The organism is Burkholderia sp. Cy-637, assembly GCF_011753175.1.
Lineage (GTDB): Bacteria > Pseudomonadota > Gammaproteobacteria > Burkholderiales > Burkholderiaceae > Burkholderia > Burkholderia gladioli.
In genome coordinates, this window is record NZ_VWWC01000038.1 from 11,968 (window position 1) to 28,086 (window position 16,119).

Genomic DNA, 16,119 nt, shown 5'->3' on the forward strand with positions numbered 1-16,119 from the left:
TTCTCCTTAATTGCCGCTCGCGTGACGCGCGAGCACAGCATCGACGAAGGCACCGGCCTCGCCGACGTAATGAGCGGGATCGAGCAGCCGCGCCAGCGCCTCGGGCGCGAGCTGCGCGGAGACGATGGGATCGGCGGCCAGCACGTCATGCAGGGTTCGGTTCGAGCGTACCGCTTCCTTCGAGGCCTGCTCGACCAGGTGATGCGCGTCGAGCCGGCCGATCCGGTCGCCGAGCGCGAGCATCACGGCCTCGCCGAGCACCAGGCCGCGCGTGGCGTCGAGATTGGCGGCCAGCCGCGCGGTATCGACCTGCAGGCCGCCGACGATCTGCGCCACCTGGGCCAGCGCGCCGCCGGCCAGGCGCGCCAGCTCGGGCAGCGCCTCCCATTCGGCCTGCCAGCCGCCGAGCGCGCGTTCGTGCTCCTGCACCATCCCCGCGAATACCGTGGCGAGCAGGCCCGGCGCGCGCACGGCGGCGCTCAGCACGGCCGCGCAGCCGACCGGGTTGCGCTTGTGCGGCATGGTCGAGGAACCACCCTTGCCGGCCGCGGCCGGCTCGGCCAGTTCGCCGATCTCGGTCTGCATCTGCAGCGAGATATCGCGCGCGATCTTGCCGAGCGTGCCGATCACCATCGCGAGGAACGAAGCGGTTTCGGCGATGCGGTCGCGCTGCGTGTGCCAGGGCACCTCGGGCAGCGTCAATTGCAAATCCTCGGCCAGCGAGGCGGCCACCTTCGGCGCGGCCTCGCGCAGGCTGGCCAGGGTGCCGGCCGCGCCACCGAACTGCAGCACCAGCACCTCGCCGCGCAGCGCGGCGAGCCGCCGGCGATGGCGTCCCAGGGTATCGAGCCATTGCGCGAACTTCAGGCCGAGCGTGATCGGCAGCGCCTGCTGCAACCAGGTGCGGCCGATCATCGGCGTGTCGCGATGCGCGCGGGCCAGCGCGACCAGCGAGCTGCACACGGCATCGAGCAGCGGCTCGATCGCATCGAAGCTGTCGCGCAACTGCAGCACCAGGCCGCTGTCGATGATGTCCTGGCTGGTGGCGCCCCAGTGGACGAACTTGGCCGCCTCGGCATCGTCGTCCTTGACGCGCGCGGTCAACTGCTTGACGAGCGGGATCGCGAGATTGCCGCCGAGCGCCGCGTCGCGCGCCAGCGCCTCGGCGTCGAGCCGCTCGGCACGGCAGGCCGCCACGATCGGCGCCACCGCCGCGGCGGGAATCACGCCGTGGGCGGCCAGCGCGCGCGTCAGCGCGGCCTCGACGTCGAGCATCCGCTGCAGGGTGGCGGCGGGCGACCAGATGCGCGCCAGCGTGGCATCGCCGCCGATCAGGGAGGTCAGTCGGGCACTGTCTTCGAACATGGAATGGTCAGCAGGTCGGGAAGGGCCGGGAGCGCCTATTGTCCACCGAAGCGCGCCGCCTTGCGCGCACGGCGAATGGCCCCGCGCGACGCGGCAAGCGGCGTGTCGCGCGGGGCCATCGGCAGGCAGGCGCCTGGAAGAACGGGAATGCTTGAAAACAGCGGCGCTTACGCGGCCGCGCGTTCGGTGGCGTCGACGAGCGGCACGCCCGTCAGCGCCTGCAGTTCGTCGAACGACAGGTCGGTGAAGATCTCGCGCACGGCGAGGCCTTCGGCCGTCACGTCGAGCACGGCGAGATCGGTATAGATGCGCGTCACGCAGCCGATCCCGGTGACGGGATACGAGCACTCGGCCACCACCTTGCTCTCGCCCTGCTTGGTCAGGTGCTCCATCATCACGAACACCTGCTTGGCGCCGATCGCCAGGTCCATCGCGCCGCCCACGGCGGGGATCGCGTCGGGCGCGCCGGTGTGCCAGTTGGCCAGGTCGCCCTTGGCCGACACCTGGAAGGCGCCGAGCACGCAGTAGTCGAGATGGCCGCCGCGCATCATCGCGAAGGAATCGGCGTGGTGGAAGAACGCGCCGCCGGTCAGCAGCGTGACGTGCTGCTTGCCGGCGTTGATCAGTTCGTCGTCCTCATGGCCGGCCTCTGGCGCCGGGCCCATGCCGAGCACGCCGTTCTCGCTGTGCAGGAAGATTTCCTTGTCGGCGCCGAGGTGGTTGGCCACCAGGGTCGGCACGCCGATGCCGAGGTTCACGTAGGCGCCTTCGGGGATGTCCTGGGCGACGCGTTGCGCCATCTCATCGCGGGTCAGTCGTTTCATGGTGGTGTCCTCCGGGTTCAGGCGGCTTGCGCGCCGAGTTCGGCCGCATGCACGGCTTGCGGCACTTCGACGACGCGTTGCACGAAGATGCCCGGCGTCACGATGTGTTCGGGATCGAGCCCGCCCAGGTCGACCACCTGCGAGACCTGCACGATGGTGGTCTTCGCCGCGCTGGCCATCACCGGCCCGAAGTTGCGCGCCGTCTTGCGATATACCAGGTTGCCCCAGCGATCGCCCTTGAAGGCCTTGATCAGCGCGAAATCGGCGTGGATCGGCGTCTCGAGCACATACTGCTTGCCGTCGATCTCGCGCGTCTCCTTGCCCTCGGCCAGCCGCGTGCCGTAGCCGGTGCGCGTGAAGAAACCGCCGATGCCGGCGCCCGCCGCGCGGATCCGCTCGGCCAGGTTGCCTTGCGGCACCAGCTCCAGCTCGATCTCGCCGGCGCGGTAGAGCGCGTCGAACACCTGCGAATCGGCCTGGCGCGGGAACGAGCAGATGATCTTGCGCACCCGCCCGGCCTTCAGCAGCGCCGCCAGGCCCGTTTCGCCGTTGCCGGCATTGTTGTTGACGATCGTCAGATCGCGCGCGCCGTGCGCAATGAGCGCGTCGATCAGCTCGGACGGCATGCCGGCCGTGCCGAAGCCGCCGATCATCACCGTCGCGCCGTCGTGGATGTCGGCCACCGCCGACTGCAGGGAATCGAAAATCTTGTTGACCATGGCTCTTCCTGAGGGAATCCGCGTCGCGCCAAGCGAGCGTCGGACAGCGCGCCGGACTTCCTCCGAAGGCACGCCGCACCGGGCCGTCCTTGGCCCGATTTGTTCGTATTTCGAACTCAGATTCGATTAGCGAACGATGCGGCGATCATAGAATCTCGCTCGCGGCCTTGTCAAGGCGGGGTGATGCGGAGGCGGCCGCGTCGTCGAAGGGCAGGCCGACGTAGTTCTCGGCCAGCGCGCGCGCCGCCGCGGGCGAGCGCGTCACGTACTTCAGCTCGGCCAGCTTGAGGCGATCGACGAAGGGCGTGTCCTCGGGCGAGGCGTGCAGCATGTTGGTCATGAAGTAGGAGAAGTGCTCGGCGCGCCAGACGCGTTCCAGGCAGGTCGACGAATAGGCGTCGAGCGGCGCGGCGTCGCCGCGATAGTGGGCGGCCAGCGCCCGCGACAGCGTTCGCACGTCGGCCACCGCCAGGTTCATGCCCTTGGCGCCGGTCGGCGGCACGATGTGGGCGGCGTCGCCGGCCAGCAGCAGCCGGCCGTGGCGCATGGTCTCGCACACGAAGCTGCGCATCGGCGTGACGCTCTTCTGCGTGATCGCGCCTTCGGTCGGCGTCCAGCCGCTGCCGTTCGAGAAGCGCGTGTGCAGTTCGTCCCAGATCCGCGCGTCGGACCATTGCGCGAGATCCTCGTCGGGGCGGCATTGCAGGTAGAGCCGCGTGACGCTGGGCGAGCGCATCGAGAACAGCGCGAAACCGCGCTCGTGATGGGCATAAACGAGCTCGTCGAGCGAGGGTGCCGCGTCGGCCAGGATGCCCAGCCAGGCGAAGGGATAAACGCGCTCGTAGCAGCGCTGCAGCGCCTCGGGAATGGTCTGCCGCGCGATGCCGTGGAAGCCGTCGCAGCCGGCGATGAAATCGCACTCGATGCGTTCGGCCACGCCGTCCTGGCGCCGGAAGGTGACGGCCGGCCGTTCGCCGGTCACCTCGTGCAGCGCCACCTCGCTCACCTCGAAATGCATCGCGTGACCCTGCTCAATGCCGGCGGCGATCAGGTCGCGCACCACCTCGTGCTGGCTGTAGACGGTGATCGCGCGGCCGCCCGTCAGCGCCGACAGGTCGATGCGGTGCCGCTCGCCCGAGAACAGCAGCTCGATGCCGTGATGCACCAGCCCCTGGCTGCGCATGCGCTCGCCGAGCCCGGCTTGGTTGAGCGTGTCGACGGTGCCCTGCTCCAGCACGCCGGCGCGGATCCGGTTCTCGCAATACTCGCGCGAGCGCGCCTCGACCAGCACCGCGTCGATGCCCTGCAGGCGAAGAAGATGGGAAAGCAGCAGCCCGGCGGGACCGGCGCCGACAATCGCGACCTGGGTACGCATTGTTCGTCTCCTGAACATTGATTCGATTAGTGAAACGGATGTTCGGGCTTCGCCGACTATGCGGCAATGCCATTTTGGAGATATGTTCCATATCGAATTCCGATAGTGGTGAGGCATGTCCGAACTCGACCTGAACCTGATTCCCTACCTGGTGGCGCTCGACGAGACGCGCAACGTGAGCCGCGCCGGCGACCTGCTCGGCGTCAGCCAGCCGCGCGTGAGCGCGGCGCTGGGCCGGCTGCGCGAGCATTTCGGCGATCCCTTGTTCGTGCGCACCTCGCGCGGCATGGAGCCGACGCCGCGTGCGCTGGCCCTGGTGCCGGCCGCGCGCGACGCGCTCGCGCAGATCCGCCGCGGGCTGGTCGCGCCGCACGATTTCGATCCGGCGACCGATACCAGCACCTTCTCGATCGCGTTGTCCGACGTCGGCGAGATCGTGTTCCTGCCCAGGCTGCTGCAGGAGCTGGCGCGGCGCGCGCCGCGCGCGAACCTGCGCTCGGTGTCGCTGCCGCATGCGGAGATCGAGCGCGGGCTGGAGGCGGGCGGCGTCGACCTGGCGGTCGGCTATTTCCCCGACCTGGGCGGCAGCAACTTCTTCCAGCAGCGTCTGTTCACGCATCGCTTCATCTGCCTGATGCGACGCGGCCATCCGCTGGCCGGCAAGCCGCTCACGCTGGAGCAGTTCCTCGCCTGCGGCCATGCCGTGGTGCGCGCCGAGGGGCGCAGCCAGGAGATCCTCGAGCAGCACCTGGCGAAGGCGCGGCTGCAGCGGCGCGCGGTGCTGGAGACGCCGCACTTCATGAGCCTGCCCTTCATCCTGGGCCGCACCGACCTGATCGCCACCGTGCCGCACGCGATCGGTTATGCCTACGCGGCCGAGCACGCCTCGATCACCCTGGTCGAGCCGCCCTTGCCGCTGCCGCGCTTCGACCTGCGCCAGCACTGGCATCGCAAGTACCACAACGATCCGCGCACGGCCTGGCTGCGCGGTATGGTGGCCGACCTGTTCAACGACGCGCTGGACGAATGGCCGAAATGAAGCTCGCCCCGGGCGGCATCGAATAACCCTATCCGGGGCAAGGCGCGGCATCTGCGTCAAAACCATGAAACAATGCCCGGTCAGCCGCGCCAGGCGGCAACCCTAGGAGCCCGAGAGCATGTCCAAACGCAAGACCGCCGGCAAGGCGGCAGCCGAGACCACGGTCGCCAAGACCGCCCAACCCGCCGAGCGCCCGAGCCGCGCCGAAGCCGAGGACGCCGTGCGCGTCCTGCTGCGCTGGGCCGGCGACGATCCTACCCGCGAGGGCCTGCTCGACACGCCCGCGCGCGTGGCGCGCGCCTACGAGGAATTCTTCAAGGGCTACCAGCTCGAGCCGAAGGACATCCTCGCGCGTACCTTCAGCGAGGTGGAAGGCTACGACGAGATGATCGTGCTGAAGGACATCCGCTTCGAGAGCTATTGCGAGCACCACATGGTGCCGATCATCGGGCGCGCCCACGTGGCCTACCTGCCGAACCACCGCGTGGTCGGCATCTCGAAGCTGGCGCGGCTGGTGGACGCCTTCGCCAAGCGCCTGCAGATCCAGGAAAAGATGACGGTGCAGATCGCCGACACGCTGTTCGAGGTGCTGCAGCCCAAGGGCGTGGGCGTGATCCTCGAAGCCGCCCACCAGTGCATCTCCACGCGCGGCATCCACAAGCCCGGCGTCGAGATGGTCACCTCGCGCATGCTCGGCACCTTCCGCACCGATCCGTCCACGCGTCGCGAATTCCTCTCGATCGTGTCGAATCCGTCCTCGGTCAACCTGACGAACACGTGATGCCGCACGACACCGACCTGCGCGAGGCGCCCGTTGTGCTGGTGACGGGCGCCGCGCGTCGCGCGGGCCGCGCCTTCGCCAGGCACTTCGGCGCGCGCGGCTATCGCGTTGCGGTCCACTACGACCGCTCGGCCGAGGCGGCCGCCGAGGCCGTCGGCGAGATCGGCACGGACGGCGGCGAGGCCATCGCGCTGCAGGCCGACCTGGCCGACGCCGCGGCCTGCGATGCGCTGGTCGCGGCGGTCCATGCCCGCTTCGGGCGGCTCGACGTGCTGGTCAACAACGCCTCGGTGTTCTGGCAGGACCACTTCCCCGGCTTCGACCTGGCCGCCTTCGACAGCGCCTGGACCGTCAACTGCCGCGCGCCGATCCTGCTCGCCCGGGCCTTCTACGAGCGTGCCAAGGCCGCCGGCCGGCAGGGCGTGGTGATCAACGTGATCGACCAGAAGATCAAGGAAAACTTCCATCGCGACCACTTCAGCTACACGGTCGCGAAGGCCGCGCTCGGCAACCTGACCCAGATGCTGGCGATGTCGGCCGCGCCGGTGCTGCGCGTCAACGCGGTGTTCCCGGGATTGATGCTGCCCAGCGACGACCAGACCGAGGCCGATTTCGCGCATGCGAGCCGTGCCTCCACGCCGCTGGCGCGCATCGCGGGGCCCGAGGATGTCGCCAACGCGATCCTGCTGCTGACGGGCAGCGCCTACAACGGCGTGGATTTCGTGGTGGATGCGGGACAGAACCTGATTCGCGTCGATCAGGACGTGCTCTACAAGCATCGCTCGCCGGCCCGCGGCAGCTGAGTCGAACCACAGCGTCAGGCGCCTGGTTCGAAGGCGCCTTGCTTCGGAACCCTGATCAAGCGGGTCGATCGTTGCTCGCGGCGCATCGCCCTCGATTGCGGCGGCTCCCGAAAAACCTCACCTTCGATACCGTTTGAAACAGGCGCCGCGAACGTGGCGCCTGTTTTTCATGCTTCCTACCTAGGCTTGCGCCTCGCCGTTCTCGCCGGCGCCGCGCTCGCCCTCGCGTACCTTGCCCTGCGCCACGCTGCTGCCCGGCGGCACGCTGTGCGTGAGCCAGACGTTGCCGCCGATCACCGAGCCGCGCCCGATCGTGACGCGCCCGAGGATGGTCGCGCCGGCATAGATCACCACGTCGTCCTCGACGATCGGGTGGCGCGCGTTGCCCTTCACCAGCGTGCCGTCGCCGTCGGCGGGGAAGCTCTTCGCGCCGAGCGTGACGGCCTGGTAGACGCGCACGCGCTCGCCGATGATGGCGGTCTCGCCGATCACCACGCCGGTGCCGTGGTCGATGAAGAAGCTCGGCCCGATGGTCGCGCCGGGGTGGATGTCGATGCCGGTGGCCGAATGCGCGATCTCGTTGATGAAGCGCGCCAGCAGCGGCACGCCGAGCTTGTGCAGCGCATGCGCGAGGCGGTGGTGCATCATCGCCAGCACGCCGGGGTAGCAGAGCAGGATCTCGGTGATGTGCTGCGCGGCGGGGTCGCCCGCGTAGGCGGCCTGGATGTCGCTGACCAGCAGCGCGCGGATCGCCGGCAACTGCTCGCCGAAGGTGCGCGCGATCTCGAACGCGCGCTCGTCGAGCGGGCCCGGCTCCGCATCGGCGTACTCGGGCAGGAACGGCAGCGCGCGGCGCACCTGCTCGTGCAGCACGCGCAGGGTGCTCTCCAGCGTGTGGCCGACGTAGAAATCGACGCTCTCGTCGGTCAGGTCGGGCGCGCCGTAATGCGTCGGAAACAGCGAGGCACGCAGGCCGGTCACAATCTTGCAGATCGCATCGCGCGAGGGCAGCTCGCGAATGCCGCGCGGGTGGCGCGTGCGATGCAGCGTTTCGCGCGACTCGCGCAGTTCGGCGACGATCTGTTCAAGACCCCAGCCGCGGGTGAGGGACGAAGCGGACGATTTCGACATGGCGCTGTGGACGGCCGTGCGTAACATGCGTAACGAACGGCCGCGCTGTTTGAAAAAGGTGAATGACAGGGTCGACAAGATTACCGCGTTTCGTCCGCGCCCGCGAAACGCGGCCCGCGCCGGGCGCCGATGCGCTCCGTTGCGGCGGCGAGGCACGCGCGATGACGCCGGGCCAGGCCCGCGCGACTCGGGATCGGGAAACCAGGGCGCGGGAAGCGCGCGCCTAGACCGTCATGCTGCTCGCATCGATCCAGCGCACGGCCCAGTCACGCGCATGCGCGATCGCATCGCCTTCGTCGCCGAAATGGAGATCGGATGGAAAAAAACGATTCGCGACCAATTCGCCGTCGCTGGATCGGGAGATGACCACGTAAGGCTGGAACGAACCGTCGCTGGCACGCGCCGGAGCGCAATTCAACAGATAGCCGCGATGCGTGAATGCCGTCGTCGTCGAGTGCATGAGTGCGCCCACCTTAAGTCCCTTGCGTTCTTCTTCACTGCCGTCCGTTAAGGGTGCCGCGGTGCCCGTTGCGGGCTGGAGCCGCGCGGCCGGCACGTGCCGCCGCGCCGTCTCGAAAGGGAATCATACTCTGTCGTCCCGGTGCCTTCTAGTTGAAATAAAACCCGTCGACACTGGACGATCGCGCGCGCGCCGCGCCTCGGGCATCGCGCCGTCCGAAGGCGGGGTTTTCACCGATCGGCGCGCGCCGCCGCGTTCACAATTTGCCCACATCGTGGAATCTCCATGCCGGCCTCGATGCGCCGTTCGATGTCCCTCGATGCGCCGCATCATGCGATACGAACCGCGCGGCTCCCGGAATCGCGTTTGATCCACGGCACTGCAAGCCGGGGCCCGTTCGTATACGCTCCCATCCAGCAAGGCACACACGCCGCCCGGCCTCGGCCGGTCCCTCATTCAACGCACCACGGAGCCACCATGTACCAGCGCATCTTCGTTGCAGTCGACGGCAGTGAAACCTCGCGTCACGCATTCGACTCCGCCCTCGCGCTCGCGCGCTCCGAACGCGCCACGCTGCGCGCGTTCTACGCGGTCGAGAACGCGACCCTCTACTACAACGTGCCCGGCTACGATCCCTCGGTGCTGCGCGCGCAACTGATCGAGCAGGGCGGCGACCTGACCCGCGAATTCGCGCAGCGCATGCAGGAGGCCGGCGTGAAGGGCGACGTGCTGACCGGCGAGGCCACCACGCTGGCCGACGTCTCCTCGCTGATCCTCGAGGCCGCCAAGGAGTACCAGGCCGACCTGCTGGTGCTGGGCACGCACGGGCGCCGCGGCTTCAAGCGCCTGGTGCTCGGCAGCATCGCCGAGCAATGCCTGCGGCAGGCCTCGCTGCCGGTGCTGCTGATCCCCTCGGCCGCCTCGCATCCGCCGGCGGCCGCCGCCGAACCGGACAATTCGGAAACCTGATTGCCTTGCCGTAACGCAACCGCGACGCAGCTCGCGTCGCGGCGTTTTGCCGCTCAGCTCATGGAAAACCCGGTGGGACAATGACCCCGTTGTGATTCCTTGTGCGAGCACCACATGCTGACCCCCACCCCGCTGTCCCCCGTCCGCTCCCGTCCCTCCCCCTCCTGGTCCCCTCATCAGGCCGCGCACTGCTCGACCTGCTCGATGCGCCATCTCTGCGTGCCGCAAGGCCTGAGCAACGATGCCGTCGAACGGCTCGAGACGGTCATCTGCCTGGCACGCCCGGTCCGTCGCGGCGATGCGCTGTTCCGCGAGGGCGACGGCTTCGACAGTCTCTACGCGGTGCGCTCGGGCGCGCTGAAGTCGGTCGCCACGCGTCACGACGGCCGCGAGCAGGTGGCCGGCCTCCATCTCGCCGGCGAGCCGCTCGGGCTCGACGGCATCGCCGACAACCAGCACCCGCGCACCGCCGTCGCGCTCGAGGACAGCACCGTCTGCGTGATCCCCTATGCCCCGCTGCGCTCGCTCTGCTCCGAAACCAGCACGCTGCAGGCGCGCGTGCTCAAGCTGATGAGCGAGCAACTGGTGCGCGAAACCACCCAGTCGATCCTGCTCGGCTCCCTGAACGCCGACGAACGAGTGGCCGCGTTCCTGCTCGACGTGTCGCGGCGCTACCTCGCTCGCGGTTATTCGTCCACCGAGTTCAACCTGCGCATGACGCGCGAGGAAATCGGCAGCTACCTCGGCATCACGCTCGAAACCGTCAGCCGCACGCTGTCGAAGTTCCAGCGCAACGGCCTGCTGTCGATGCAGGGCCGCATCGTGCATATCCTCGATTTCGAAGGCCTGCAGGCGATCTGATCGCGCCTTGCCTCGCGCGGCGCTCCCGTTTCCCGCCACGAATGCAAATGGCGCCCATTGGGCGCCATTTTTTCGTGCCGACCCACCCGGCTCAATCGAGCCAGCGCGCCGCCTGCGTCTTCAGCGCGCGACTGAACTCGTCGAGCCAGTCGATCGAGAGCCGCCAGCTCTGCCAGTAGAGTTCGATATCGATGCTGCGCCCTTCCGAGAGGTCGATCATCTCGCCGGCCGCCACCTGCCGCTCGATCATCCGGTCCGGGCACATGCCCCAGCCGAGCCCCGTCTCGCAGGCGCGCAGGTAACCAGCCACGTGCGGAATCCAGTGCTTGGGCGGATCGAGGTCGGTGCGCACGGCGCGCCGGATGAAACGCATCTGCAGGCTGTCCTTGGGGCTGAACATCACGCAGGGCGCGCGACGCAGGGCCTCGCGCGTGAGCCCGTCGGAAAAATAGCGCGCATGGAAATCGGGCGAGCACACCGCGTGATAGCGGATCCGGCCCAGGCGCGTGGAGCGGCAGCCCTGGATCGGCTCGGCCTGCGCCGTGATCGCGCCCTGCACGCTGCCGTCGCGAATCCGCTCGGCCGTGTAGTCCTGGTCGTCGATCACGAGGTCGAGCAAGGTGTTGCTCTCGGCGCAGAACGGCCCGACCGCGTCGATGAACCAGGTGGCGACGCTGTCGTCGTTGACGGCCACGCGCAAGGTCGGCCAGGCGCCGACGCTGCCCGGCAGGTGCGGCACGCGCCCGGAAAGCTCGGCCTCCAGCAACTGCACGCGCTCGGTATGCCGGCACAGCAGCGCGCCCGAGGTGGTCGCCACGCAGGGCTGCCCGCGCTTGACCAGCACGCTGCCGACACGCTCCTCCAGCAGCTTGACGCGCTGCGAGACGGCCGAGGGCGAGACGTTCAGGTCCTTGGCCGCGCGTTCGAAGGATCCGTGCCGGATCACCGCGGCCAGCGCCTCCAGCAGGGCGTAGTCGAGCATTCAGTTTTCCTTCATCGGCATTAGGGAAATTAGCTTCGCTTATCCGAAGCCTGCCCGCAGACTAGCGGCAATTTCTGAACGAGTCTACTGCCCCTCCTTGCCATGAACTGGATTGCCTTCACCCACGGCGCCGCGCTCTGCGCCTCGCTGATCATCACCATCGGCGCGCAGAACGCCTTCCTGCTGCGCCAGGGCATCATGCGCTCGCACGTCGGCAAGATCGTGCTGCTGTGCGCCGCCTCCGACATGCTGCTGATCGCGGCCGGCGTCGGCGGCGCCTCGGTCCTGGTCGAGCGCTACCCGACCTTCATCCACGTCGTGCTCTATCTCGGCCTCGCCTACCTGGCATGGTTCGGCCTGAGCGCGCTGCGCCGCGCGCTGAAGCCGGGCCACGCGACGCTCGACGTGAGCGGCAGCGCCGCGCCGCCCGTGCAGGGCGCCTGGCCGGTGGTGCTCTCCACGCTCGCGCTGACCTGGCTCAACCCGCATGTCTATCTCGACACCTTCCTGCTGATCGGCACGGCCGGCGCCCGCGAGCCGGACGGCACGCGCGCCGCCTTCGCGATCGGCGCGATGCTGGTCAGCGTGCTGTGGTTCGTCGGCGTGGGCTATGGCGCGCGCCTGCTCGCGCCCTGGTTCAGGAAGGCGCTCGCCTGGCGCCTGCTCGACGGCGCGGTGGGCAGCATGATCCTGTGCCTGGCGGCCGTGCAGTTGCGCTGAAGCGGGCCCCGGATGCGAGATCGCCGGCCTGCGCGATACGCAAGGCCGGCGATGTCTTCATCGGGCGATCGCGCCCGGCTCGAGCCGATTCACAGCGCGCGGACGATCCCGCCGTCCACCCGCAGGTTCTGGCCCGTGATGTAGCCGGCGCCGTCCGACAGCAGGAAGGCCACCGTCTTCGCGATCTCCTCGGTCTTGCCGAAGCGTCCCGCCGGGATCCGCGCGACGATCTCGGGCGTTTCCGGCCAACTGTCGATGAAGCCCGGCAGCACCGAATTGATGCGGATCCCCGCGCTCGCGTAACGATCGGCATAGAGCTTGGTGAAGGCGCTGAGCGCGGCGCGCAGCGCCGAGGACACCGGCATGGCCTGCTCGGGCGCGTCGGCCGCGAAGCTCGAGATGTTGACCACCGCGCCGCCGCCCTGCTTCTCGAACACCGGCGTCACGCGACGCAGCACGCGCGCCACGTTCAGCACGACCAGGTCGAGGCCGAGATGCCATTGCTCGTCGCCGATCGCGAGCAGATCGCCCTTGGGCGGATGGCCGGTGTTGTTGACGACCGCGTCGATGCGGCCGTACCTGGCGAGCGTCTCGTCGACGAAGCGCCCGATATCGGCATCCTCGGTGACCGAACCGGCGATGCCGAAGCCGCCCAGTTCGGCGGCCAGCTCGACGGCGCTGCCCGAAGGCGACATCAGCGCGACGCGATAACCGCCGGCGGCCAGCTCGCGCGCGATCGCGGCGCCCATGCCCTTGCCGGCGGCGGTGACGAGTGCAACTTTTTCTGCAGACATGTTTTCTCCTGGGTTGAGAATGGGCGGCCCAGGCTCCGGCCGTCCCGTGCATGCCGCACTGTAGGACGCGCAAACGCCGGTGTCGAACCATCAATTCTGCTTAGAGTCAGGAGAATTTCTACTGTCTTTGCAAATCCCGCGAGGGTCGGCCGCTCCATCAGGAATTGAAGCCCGATGCGGTATGTCGCGATCGCATCGGGCGCCCGTCCATCACCAGTTTTTCTACAGGATATTCAGCGCGCGGCGCCGGTCCAGCGCCGATACTGCCGCGTCTGGCAGGCATTGGCCAGGCGTTGCCGGACCAGCGCGCCGACCGGCCAGACGTCCGGCCGGGTGCGGCGGCCGCGGCTCAGCCTCACCAGCTGGTACTTGACCATCGCCATGTTGGCCATCGCGCCGAGCATCTTGTTCTTCAGCGTGACCGGCCGCAGCACCGGCACGATCTCCTCGCCGGCGCGCCAGCGCCGCGGCAGCGCCGGATCGATCGACATGGCGGTGGCGATGCCGGCCATCGCCACGCCGCTGGCCAGCACCTGCTCGACCACCGCGCGGCGCCGGATCCCGCCCGTCACCATCAGCGGCACGCGCGAGACGGCGGCGATGTCCTCGGCGAACTCCAGGAAATAGGCCTCGCGCGCCAACGTGCGGCCGTCGCGCGCCTGGCCCTGCATGGCCGGCGCCTCGTAGCTGCCGCCCGACAGCTCGATCAGGTCGACGGCGAGTTCGTTGAGCATCGCCACCACCTGTTTCGCGTCCTCGGGGTCGAAGCCGCCGCGCTGGAAATCCGCCGAATTCAGCTTCACCGACACGGCGAAACCGGGGCTCACCACCGCGCGCACGGCGCGCACCACGTCCAGCAGCAGCCGCGCGCGGTTCTCGATCGCGCCGCCCCAGGGATCGCCGCGCCGATTCGACAGCGGCGAGAGGAACTGGCTGAGCAGGTAACCATGCGCGGCGTGGATCTGCACGCCCGTGAAGCCGGCCGCCTCGGCCAGTTGCGCGGTGCGTGCGAAGCGCCGCGTGACCTCGTCGATGCGCGCCTCGTCCATCGCCTCGGGCACCGGGAAGCGGTTCGAGAAGGCGCCCATGTCGAGCGGCACGGCCGAGGGCGCGATGGTCGACTGGCCGAGCTCGGCCGGCATCTGGCGCCCCGGGTGGTTGATCTGCATCCACACCTGGGCGCCGCCCGCGCGCGATGCCTCGGCCCAGCGCCGGAAGCGCTCGAGATGTGCATCGTCCTCGAGCACCACACCGCCCGGCCCCGTCATCGCGCGGCGGTCGATCATCACGTTGCCGGTCAGGATCAGCCCGGCGCCGCCCTCGGCCCAGGCGCGATACAGGCGCAGCAGCGCCTCCGAAGGGGCATGATCGGCATCGGCCAGGTTTTCCTCCATCGCCGCCTTCGCGAGGCGGTTCGGCACGGTCGCGCCGTTCGGCAGTGTCAGCGAATTGAAAAGTGTCATGAGCGGCTCCCCGCATTGAATGCCGTCCACGATAAGTTTAAAGTTCGCTTGAATGTCAAGCCCCGGGAGGCAGCGATGAAGATCGGCGAACTGGCGAAACGCAGCGGCCTCGCGCCGTCGCGGATCCGTTTCTACGAGGCCAGCGGCCTGCTGCGCGCCGCGCAGCGCCAGGCCAACGGCTATCGCGAGTACGCGCCCGAGGCGCAGCTGGTGCTGGCCCTCATCGTGCGCGCGCAGGAAGCCGGCTTCTCGCTCGACGAGATCCGCAGCATGCTGCCCGACGACCTGGCCGACTGGCGACACGCCGACCTGGTGCCCAAGCTGCGCGCCAAGGTGGCCGATATCGAGGCCATGGAGCAGCGGCTCGCCGCCAGCAAGGCGCGGCTGCTCGAGGTGATCCGGCAGGTCGAGGGCAAGCCCGACGAGATGGCCTGCCGCGACAATGCCAAACGCATGCTCGACGAACTGGTCGCCGCGCCGCCGTCGGCATCATCGCCCGCCCCCTCTCCCTTGCCGCCCGAGCACGCCGACACGGCGAGCTGAGCCCGGGCCGGTTTCACGCCTTCACAATCCACGCCGCGGCCAGTTGCGGAACGAGACGATCGCCAGGCTGAGCGCGATCGAGCCCGTCGCCGCCCGCGGCGCCGCTTCGCCGAGCGGTTCGACGAATCTCGCCCGCGCGCGCTTGCCGACCGTCGATTCGGTCGGCGCGCGCTGACTCCCGAGTTCCGCGCCGGTGGCCCCGTCGCGGCCGGGTTCTGGCTCGCGCGGCTCCGCCGCGGCCCCCGCATGGGTTCCGGTCGGGCATGAATCGAAATGTCGGGCGCACATGGCAAATCCTTCGAGGCAGCAGGAGCCCGTATTGAACGCGGCGGCGATCGATCCGTAAAATGAATGTTTTGAGCGATTCGATAACCACACAGAATGGAACTGAAACTGCTGCGCGCCTTCCTGACCGTCACCGAGCTGCGCCATTTCGGTCGCGCGGCCGATGCGCTGCACATGAGCCAGCCCGCGCTGAGCAAGCAGATCGGCGCGCTGGAGGCGAGCCTGGGCGGCCGGCTGTTCGAGCGCGGCCGGCACGGCGCCGAGCTGACGCCGTTCGGCGACGCCTTCCTGCTCGATGCGCAGGCGCTGGTGCGCGATGCCGACGAGATCCTGGCCCGCGCGCGCGAATCGAGCAGCGGCCGGCGCGGCCATCTGCGGATCGGCATCTGCCTGTCGGTGCTGACCCTGGTGCCGCCGCTGATCGCCGAGTTCCGGCGCCAGCACCCTTCCGTCTCGGTCACGCTGAGCGATCTCTCGTCGGGCGAACAGACGCGGCGCCTGCTGGCCGGCAAGCTCGAAGCCGGCTTCATGCGCATGCCGGCGCAGGCCGTGGAGGGCCTGTCCTCGTTCAAGGTGATGGAGGAAAACCTCGCGCTGGCGCTGCCGCCGCAACTGCCGCCGATCACCCCGGCCCAGTTGCCGGCCAGGCTGGCCACGCTCAACGAGATCGGCTTCATCGCGCTGCAGCGCTCGCGCGGCGCCGGCCTGGCCGCGCAGGTCGAGCGCTGGTGCCGCGCGCGCGAGTTCGTGCCGAACGTCAGCCAGCAGGCCGAGGACGTGCAGTCGGTGCTGGCCTCGGTGGCGGCCGGCGCTGGCGTCGCCTTCATTCCCTCGCGCGCGCGGCACCTGCTGCGCGACGCGGCCGTGCTCGAGCTGCGCGATCGCGATGCGCGCTGGCGCGTCGGCCTGGCCTGGCCCGACACGCGCCAGGACCCGGTGATGGAGCGCTTCGTGTCCTTCGTGCGCGCGGCGTTGCGCAAGGCCTGAACCGCCGGGACCTCGCGC

General features: G+C 69.1%; 18 protein-coding genes. 8 read left to right on the forward strand and 10 right to left on the reverse strand.

Features of this window, described 5'->3' with window-relative positions; translation table 11 throughout:
• Positions 1 to 6: 6 nt before the first annotated feature.
• The 4 genes from F3J10_RS13310 to F3J10_RS13325 form a co-directional block, all read right to left on the reverse strand.
• A complete protein-coding gene (locus F3J10_RS13310; protein WP_167242283.1) occupies positions 7 to 1,365 on the reverse strand; it encodes a 3-carboxy-cis,cis-muconate cycloisomerase in 1,359 nt (452 codons plus the stop codon).
• Between the two features lie 167 nt (positions 1,366 to 1,532).
• The gene (locus F3J10_RS13315; protein ID WP_013688936.1) at positions 1,533 to 2,189 is read right to left on the reverse strand and encodes a 3-oxoacid CoA-transferase subunit B; all 657 of its coding nucleotides are present in this window, start codon (positions 2,187 to 2,189) and stop codon (positions 1,533 to 1,535) included.
• Positions 2,190 to 2,206: 17 nt separating this feature from the next.
• The gene (locus tag F3J10_RS13320) at positions 2,207 to 2,908 is read right to left on the reverse strand and encodes a 3-oxoacid CoA-transferase subunit A (RefSeq protein WP_025100778.1); all 702 of its coding nucleotides are present in this window, start codon (positions 2,906 to 2,908) and stop codon (positions 2,207 to 2,209) included.
• Positions 2,909 to 3,053: 145 nt separating this feature from the next.
• The gene (locus F3J10_RS13325) at positions 3,054 to 4,283 is read right to left on the reverse strand and encodes a 4-hydroxybenzoate 3-monooxygenase (protein WP_167242284.1); all 1,230 of its coding nucleotides are present in this window, start codon (positions 4,281 to 4,283) and stop codon (positions 3,054 to 3,056) included.
• Between the two features lie 115 nt (positions 4,284 to 4,398).
• Between F3J10_RS13325 and F3J10_RS13330 the strand changes: the two genes are divergently transcribed.
• From F3J10_RS13330 to F3J10_RS13340, 3 genes are all read left to right on the forward strand, one after another.
• Complete coding sequence (locus F3J10_RS13330; protein ID WP_166910598.1) at positions 4,399 to 5,322, forward strand: LysR family transcriptional regulator; 924 nt, start codon at positions 4,399 to 4,401, stop codon at positions 5,320 to 5,322.
• A gap of 118 nt (positions 5,323 to 5,440) precedes the next feature.
• Positions 5,441 to 6,103, forward strand: coding sequence for a GTP cyclohydrolase I FolE (gene folE / locus F3J10_RS13335; RefSeq protein WP_025100775.1), 663 nt, complete (start codon positions 5,441 to 5,443; stop codon positions 6,101 to 6,103).
• Positions 6,103 to 6,906 (forward strand): SDR family NAD(P)-dependent oxidoreductase, encoded by an 804-nt coding sequence (locus F3J10_RS13340; protein ID WP_167229645.1) that lies wholly within the window; start codon positions 6,103 to 6,105, stop codon positions 6,904 to 6,906. The genes folE and F3J10_RS13340 overlap by 1 nt, the downstream gene beginning before the upstream one ends.
• A 180-nt stretch (positions 6,907 to 7,086) precedes the next feature.
• Here the strand turns inward: F3J10_RS13340 and epsC are convergent, their stop codons facing one another.
• Positions 7,087 to 8,037: a serine O-acetyltransferase EpsC gene (gene epsC / locus F3J10_RS13345; RefSeq protein ID WP_025100773.1), complete on the reverse strand. Its 951-nt coding sequence runs from the start codon at positions 8,035 to 8,037 to the stop codon at positions 7,087 to 7,089.
• A 223-nt stretch (positions 8,038 to 8,260) separates the two neighbouring features.
• Positions 8,261 to 8,497, reverse strand: coding sequence for a hypothetical protein (locus F3J10_RS13350; protein ID WP_013688929.1), 237 nt, complete (start codon positions 8,495 to 8,497; stop codon positions 8,261 to 8,263).
• A gap of 477 nt (positions 8,498 to 8,974) precedes the next feature.
• Between F3J10_RS13350 and F3J10_RS13355 the strand changes: the two genes are divergently transcribed.
• Positions 8,975 to 9,466 carry a universal stress protein gene (locus tag F3J10_RS13355; RefSeq protein WP_025100772.1) on the forward strand — a complete coding sequence of 164 codons (492 nt, stop codon included), beginning with the start codon at positions 8,975 to 8,977 and terminating at the stop codon, positions 9,464 to 9,466.
• A gap of 114 nt (positions 9,467 to 9,580) precedes the next feature.
• Entirely contained in the window at positions 9,581 to 10,327 is a 747-nt protein-coding gene (gene fnr, locus F3J10_RS13360) for a fumarate/nitrate reduction transcriptional regulator Fnr (RefSeq protein ID WP_013688927.1), read from the forward strand.
• Between the two features lie 91 nt (positions 10,328 to 10,418).
• On the opposite strand, the gene F3J10_RS13365 is transcribed toward fnr, so the two are convergent.
• Entirely contained in the window at positions 10,419 to 11,309 is an 891-nt protein-coding gene (locus F3J10_RS13365) for a LysR family transcriptional regulator ArgP (protein WP_046581094.1), read from the reverse strand.
• Positions 11,310 to 11,411: 102 nt separating this feature from the next.
• On the opposite strand from F3J10_RS13365, the gene F3J10_RS13370 reads away from it, so the two are divergent.
• Positions 11,412 to 12,029: a LysE/ArgO family amino acid transporter gene (locus tag F3J10_RS13370; RefSeq protein WP_098182367.1), complete on the forward strand. Its 618-nt coding sequence runs from the start codon at positions 11,412 to 11,414 to the stop codon at positions 12,027 to 12,029.
• An 89-nt stretch (positions 12,030 to 12,118) separates the two neighbouring features.
• On the opposite strand, the gene F3J10_RS13375 is transcribed toward F3J10_RS13370, so the two are convergent.
• A complete protein-coding gene (locus F3J10_RS13375) occupies positions 12,119 to 12,823 on the reverse strand; it encodes an SDR family oxidoreductase (RefSeq protein WP_036054995.1) in 705 nt (234 codons plus the stop codon).
• Positions 12,824 to 13,056: 233 nt separating this feature from the next.
• A complete protein-coding gene (locus F3J10_RS13380) occupies positions 13,057 to 14,286 on the reverse strand; it encodes an NADH:flavin oxidoreductase/NADH oxidase family protein (protein WP_167242285.1) in 1,230 nt (409 codons plus the stop codon).
• Positions 14,287 to 14,361: 75 nt separating this feature from the next.
• Between F3J10_RS13380 and F3J10_RS13385 the strand changes: the two genes are divergently transcribed.
• On the forward strand, positions 14,362 to 14,829 hold the full coding sequence (locus F3J10_RS13385) for a MerR family transcriptional regulator (protein ID WP_096752243.1): 468 nt from the start codon (positions 14,362 to 14,364) through the stop codon (positions 14,827 to 14,829).
• A gap of 21 nt (positions 14,830 to 14,850) precedes the next feature.
• Here F3J10_RS13385 and F3J10_RS13390 read toward each other — a convergent pair whose 3' ends face one another.
• On the reverse strand, positions 14,851 to 15,261 hold the full coding sequence (locus tag F3J10_RS13390) for a hypothetical protein (protein ID WP_167242286.1): 411 nt from the start codon (positions 15,259 to 15,261) through the stop codon (positions 14,851 to 14,853).
• Here F3J10_RS13390 and F3J10_RS13395 point away from each other — a divergent pair.
• Positions 15,211 to 16,101 (forward strand): LysR family transcriptional regulator, encoded by an 891-nt coding sequence (locus tag F3J10_RS13395; protein ID WP_036028211.1) that lies wholly within the window; start codon positions 15,211 to 15,213, stop codon positions 16,099 to 16,101. The two genes, F3J10_RS13390 and F3J10_RS13395, sit on opposite strands and share 51 nt — an antisense overlap.
• Positions 16,102 to 16,119 lie beyond the last annotated feature (18 nt).

What these genes read in the sequence shown, in the direction of transcription:
- F3J10_RS13310 (WP_167242283.1), bottom strand. Translation starts at nt 1,365, where the DNA reads ATGTTCGAAGACAGTGCCCGACTGACCTCCCTGATCGGCGGCGATGCC.
- F3J10_RS13315 (WP_013688936.1), bottom strand. Translation starts at nt 2,189, where the DNA reads ATGAAACGACTGACCCGCGATGAGATGGCGCAACGCGTCGCCCAGGAC.
- F3J10_RS13320 (WP_025100778.1), bottom strand. Translation starts at nt 2,908, where the DNA reads ATGGTCAACAAGATTTTCGATTCCCTGCAGTCGGCGGTGGCCGACATC.
- F3J10_RS13325 (WP_167242284.1), bottom strand. Translation starts at nt 4,283, where the DNA reads ATGCGTACCCAGGTCGCGATTGTCGGCGCCGGTCCCGCCGGGCTGCTG.
- F3J10_RS13330 (WP_166910598.1), top strand. Translation starts at nt 4,399, where the DNA reads ATGTCCGAACTCGACCTGAACCTGATTCCCTACCTGGTGGCGCTCGAC.
- folE (WP_025100775.1), top strand. Translation starts at nt 5,441, where the DNA reads ATGTCCAAACGCAAGACCGCCGGCAAGGCGGCAGCCGAGACCACGGTC.
- F3J10_RS13340 (WP_167229645.1), top strand. Translation starts at nt 6,103, where the DNA reads ATGCCGCACGACACCGACCTGCGCGAGGCGCCCGTTGTGCTGGTGACG.
- epsC (WP_025100773.1), bottom strand. Translation starts at nt 8,037, where the DNA reads ATGTCGAAATCGTCCGCTTCGTCCCTCACCCGCGGCTGGGGTCTTGAA.
- F3J10_RS13350 (WP_013688929.1), bottom strand. Translation starts at nt 8,497, where the DNA reads ATGCACTCGACGACGACGGCATTCACGCATCGCGGCTATCTGTTGAAT.
- F3J10_RS13355 (WP_025100772.1), top strand. Translation starts at nt 8,975, where the DNA reads ATGTACCAGCGCATCTTCGTTGCAGTCGACGGCAGTGAAACCTCGCGT.
- fnr (WP_013688927.1), top strand. Translation starts at nt 9,581, where the DNA reads ATGCTGACCCCCACCCCGCTGTCCCCCGTCCGCTCCCGTCCCTCCCCC.
- F3J10_RS13365 (WP_046581094.1), bottom strand. Translation starts at nt 11,309, where the DNA reads ATGCTCGACTACGCCCTGCTGGAGGCGCTGGCCGCGGTGATCCGGCAC.
- F3J10_RS13370 (WP_098182367.1), top strand. Translation starts at nt 11,412, where the DNA reads ATGAACTGGATTGCCTTCACCCACGGCGCCGCGCTCTGCGCCTCGCTG.
- F3J10_RS13375 (WP_036054995.1), bottom strand. Translation starts at nt 12,823, where the DNA reads ATGTCTGCAGAAAAAGTTGCACTCGTCACCGCCGCCGGCAAGGGCATG.
- F3J10_RS13380 (WP_167242285.1), bottom strand. Translation starts at nt 14,286, where the DNA reads ATGACACTTTTCAATTCGCTGACACTGCCGAACGGCGCGACCGTGCCG.
- F3J10_RS13385 (WP_096752243.1), top strand. Translation starts at nt 14,362, where the DNA reads ATGAAGATCGGCGAACTGGCGAAACGCAGCGGCCTCGCGCCGTCGCGG.
- F3J10_RS13395 (WP_036028211.1), top strand. Translation starts at nt 15,211, where the DNA reads ATGGAACTGAAACTGCTGCGCGCCTTCCTGACCGTCACCGAGCTGCGC.
- F3J10_RS13390 (WP_167242286.1), bottom strand. Translation starts at nt 15,261, where the DNA reads ATGGCGCAGCTCGGTGACGGTCAGGAAGGCGCGCAGCAGTTTCAGTTC.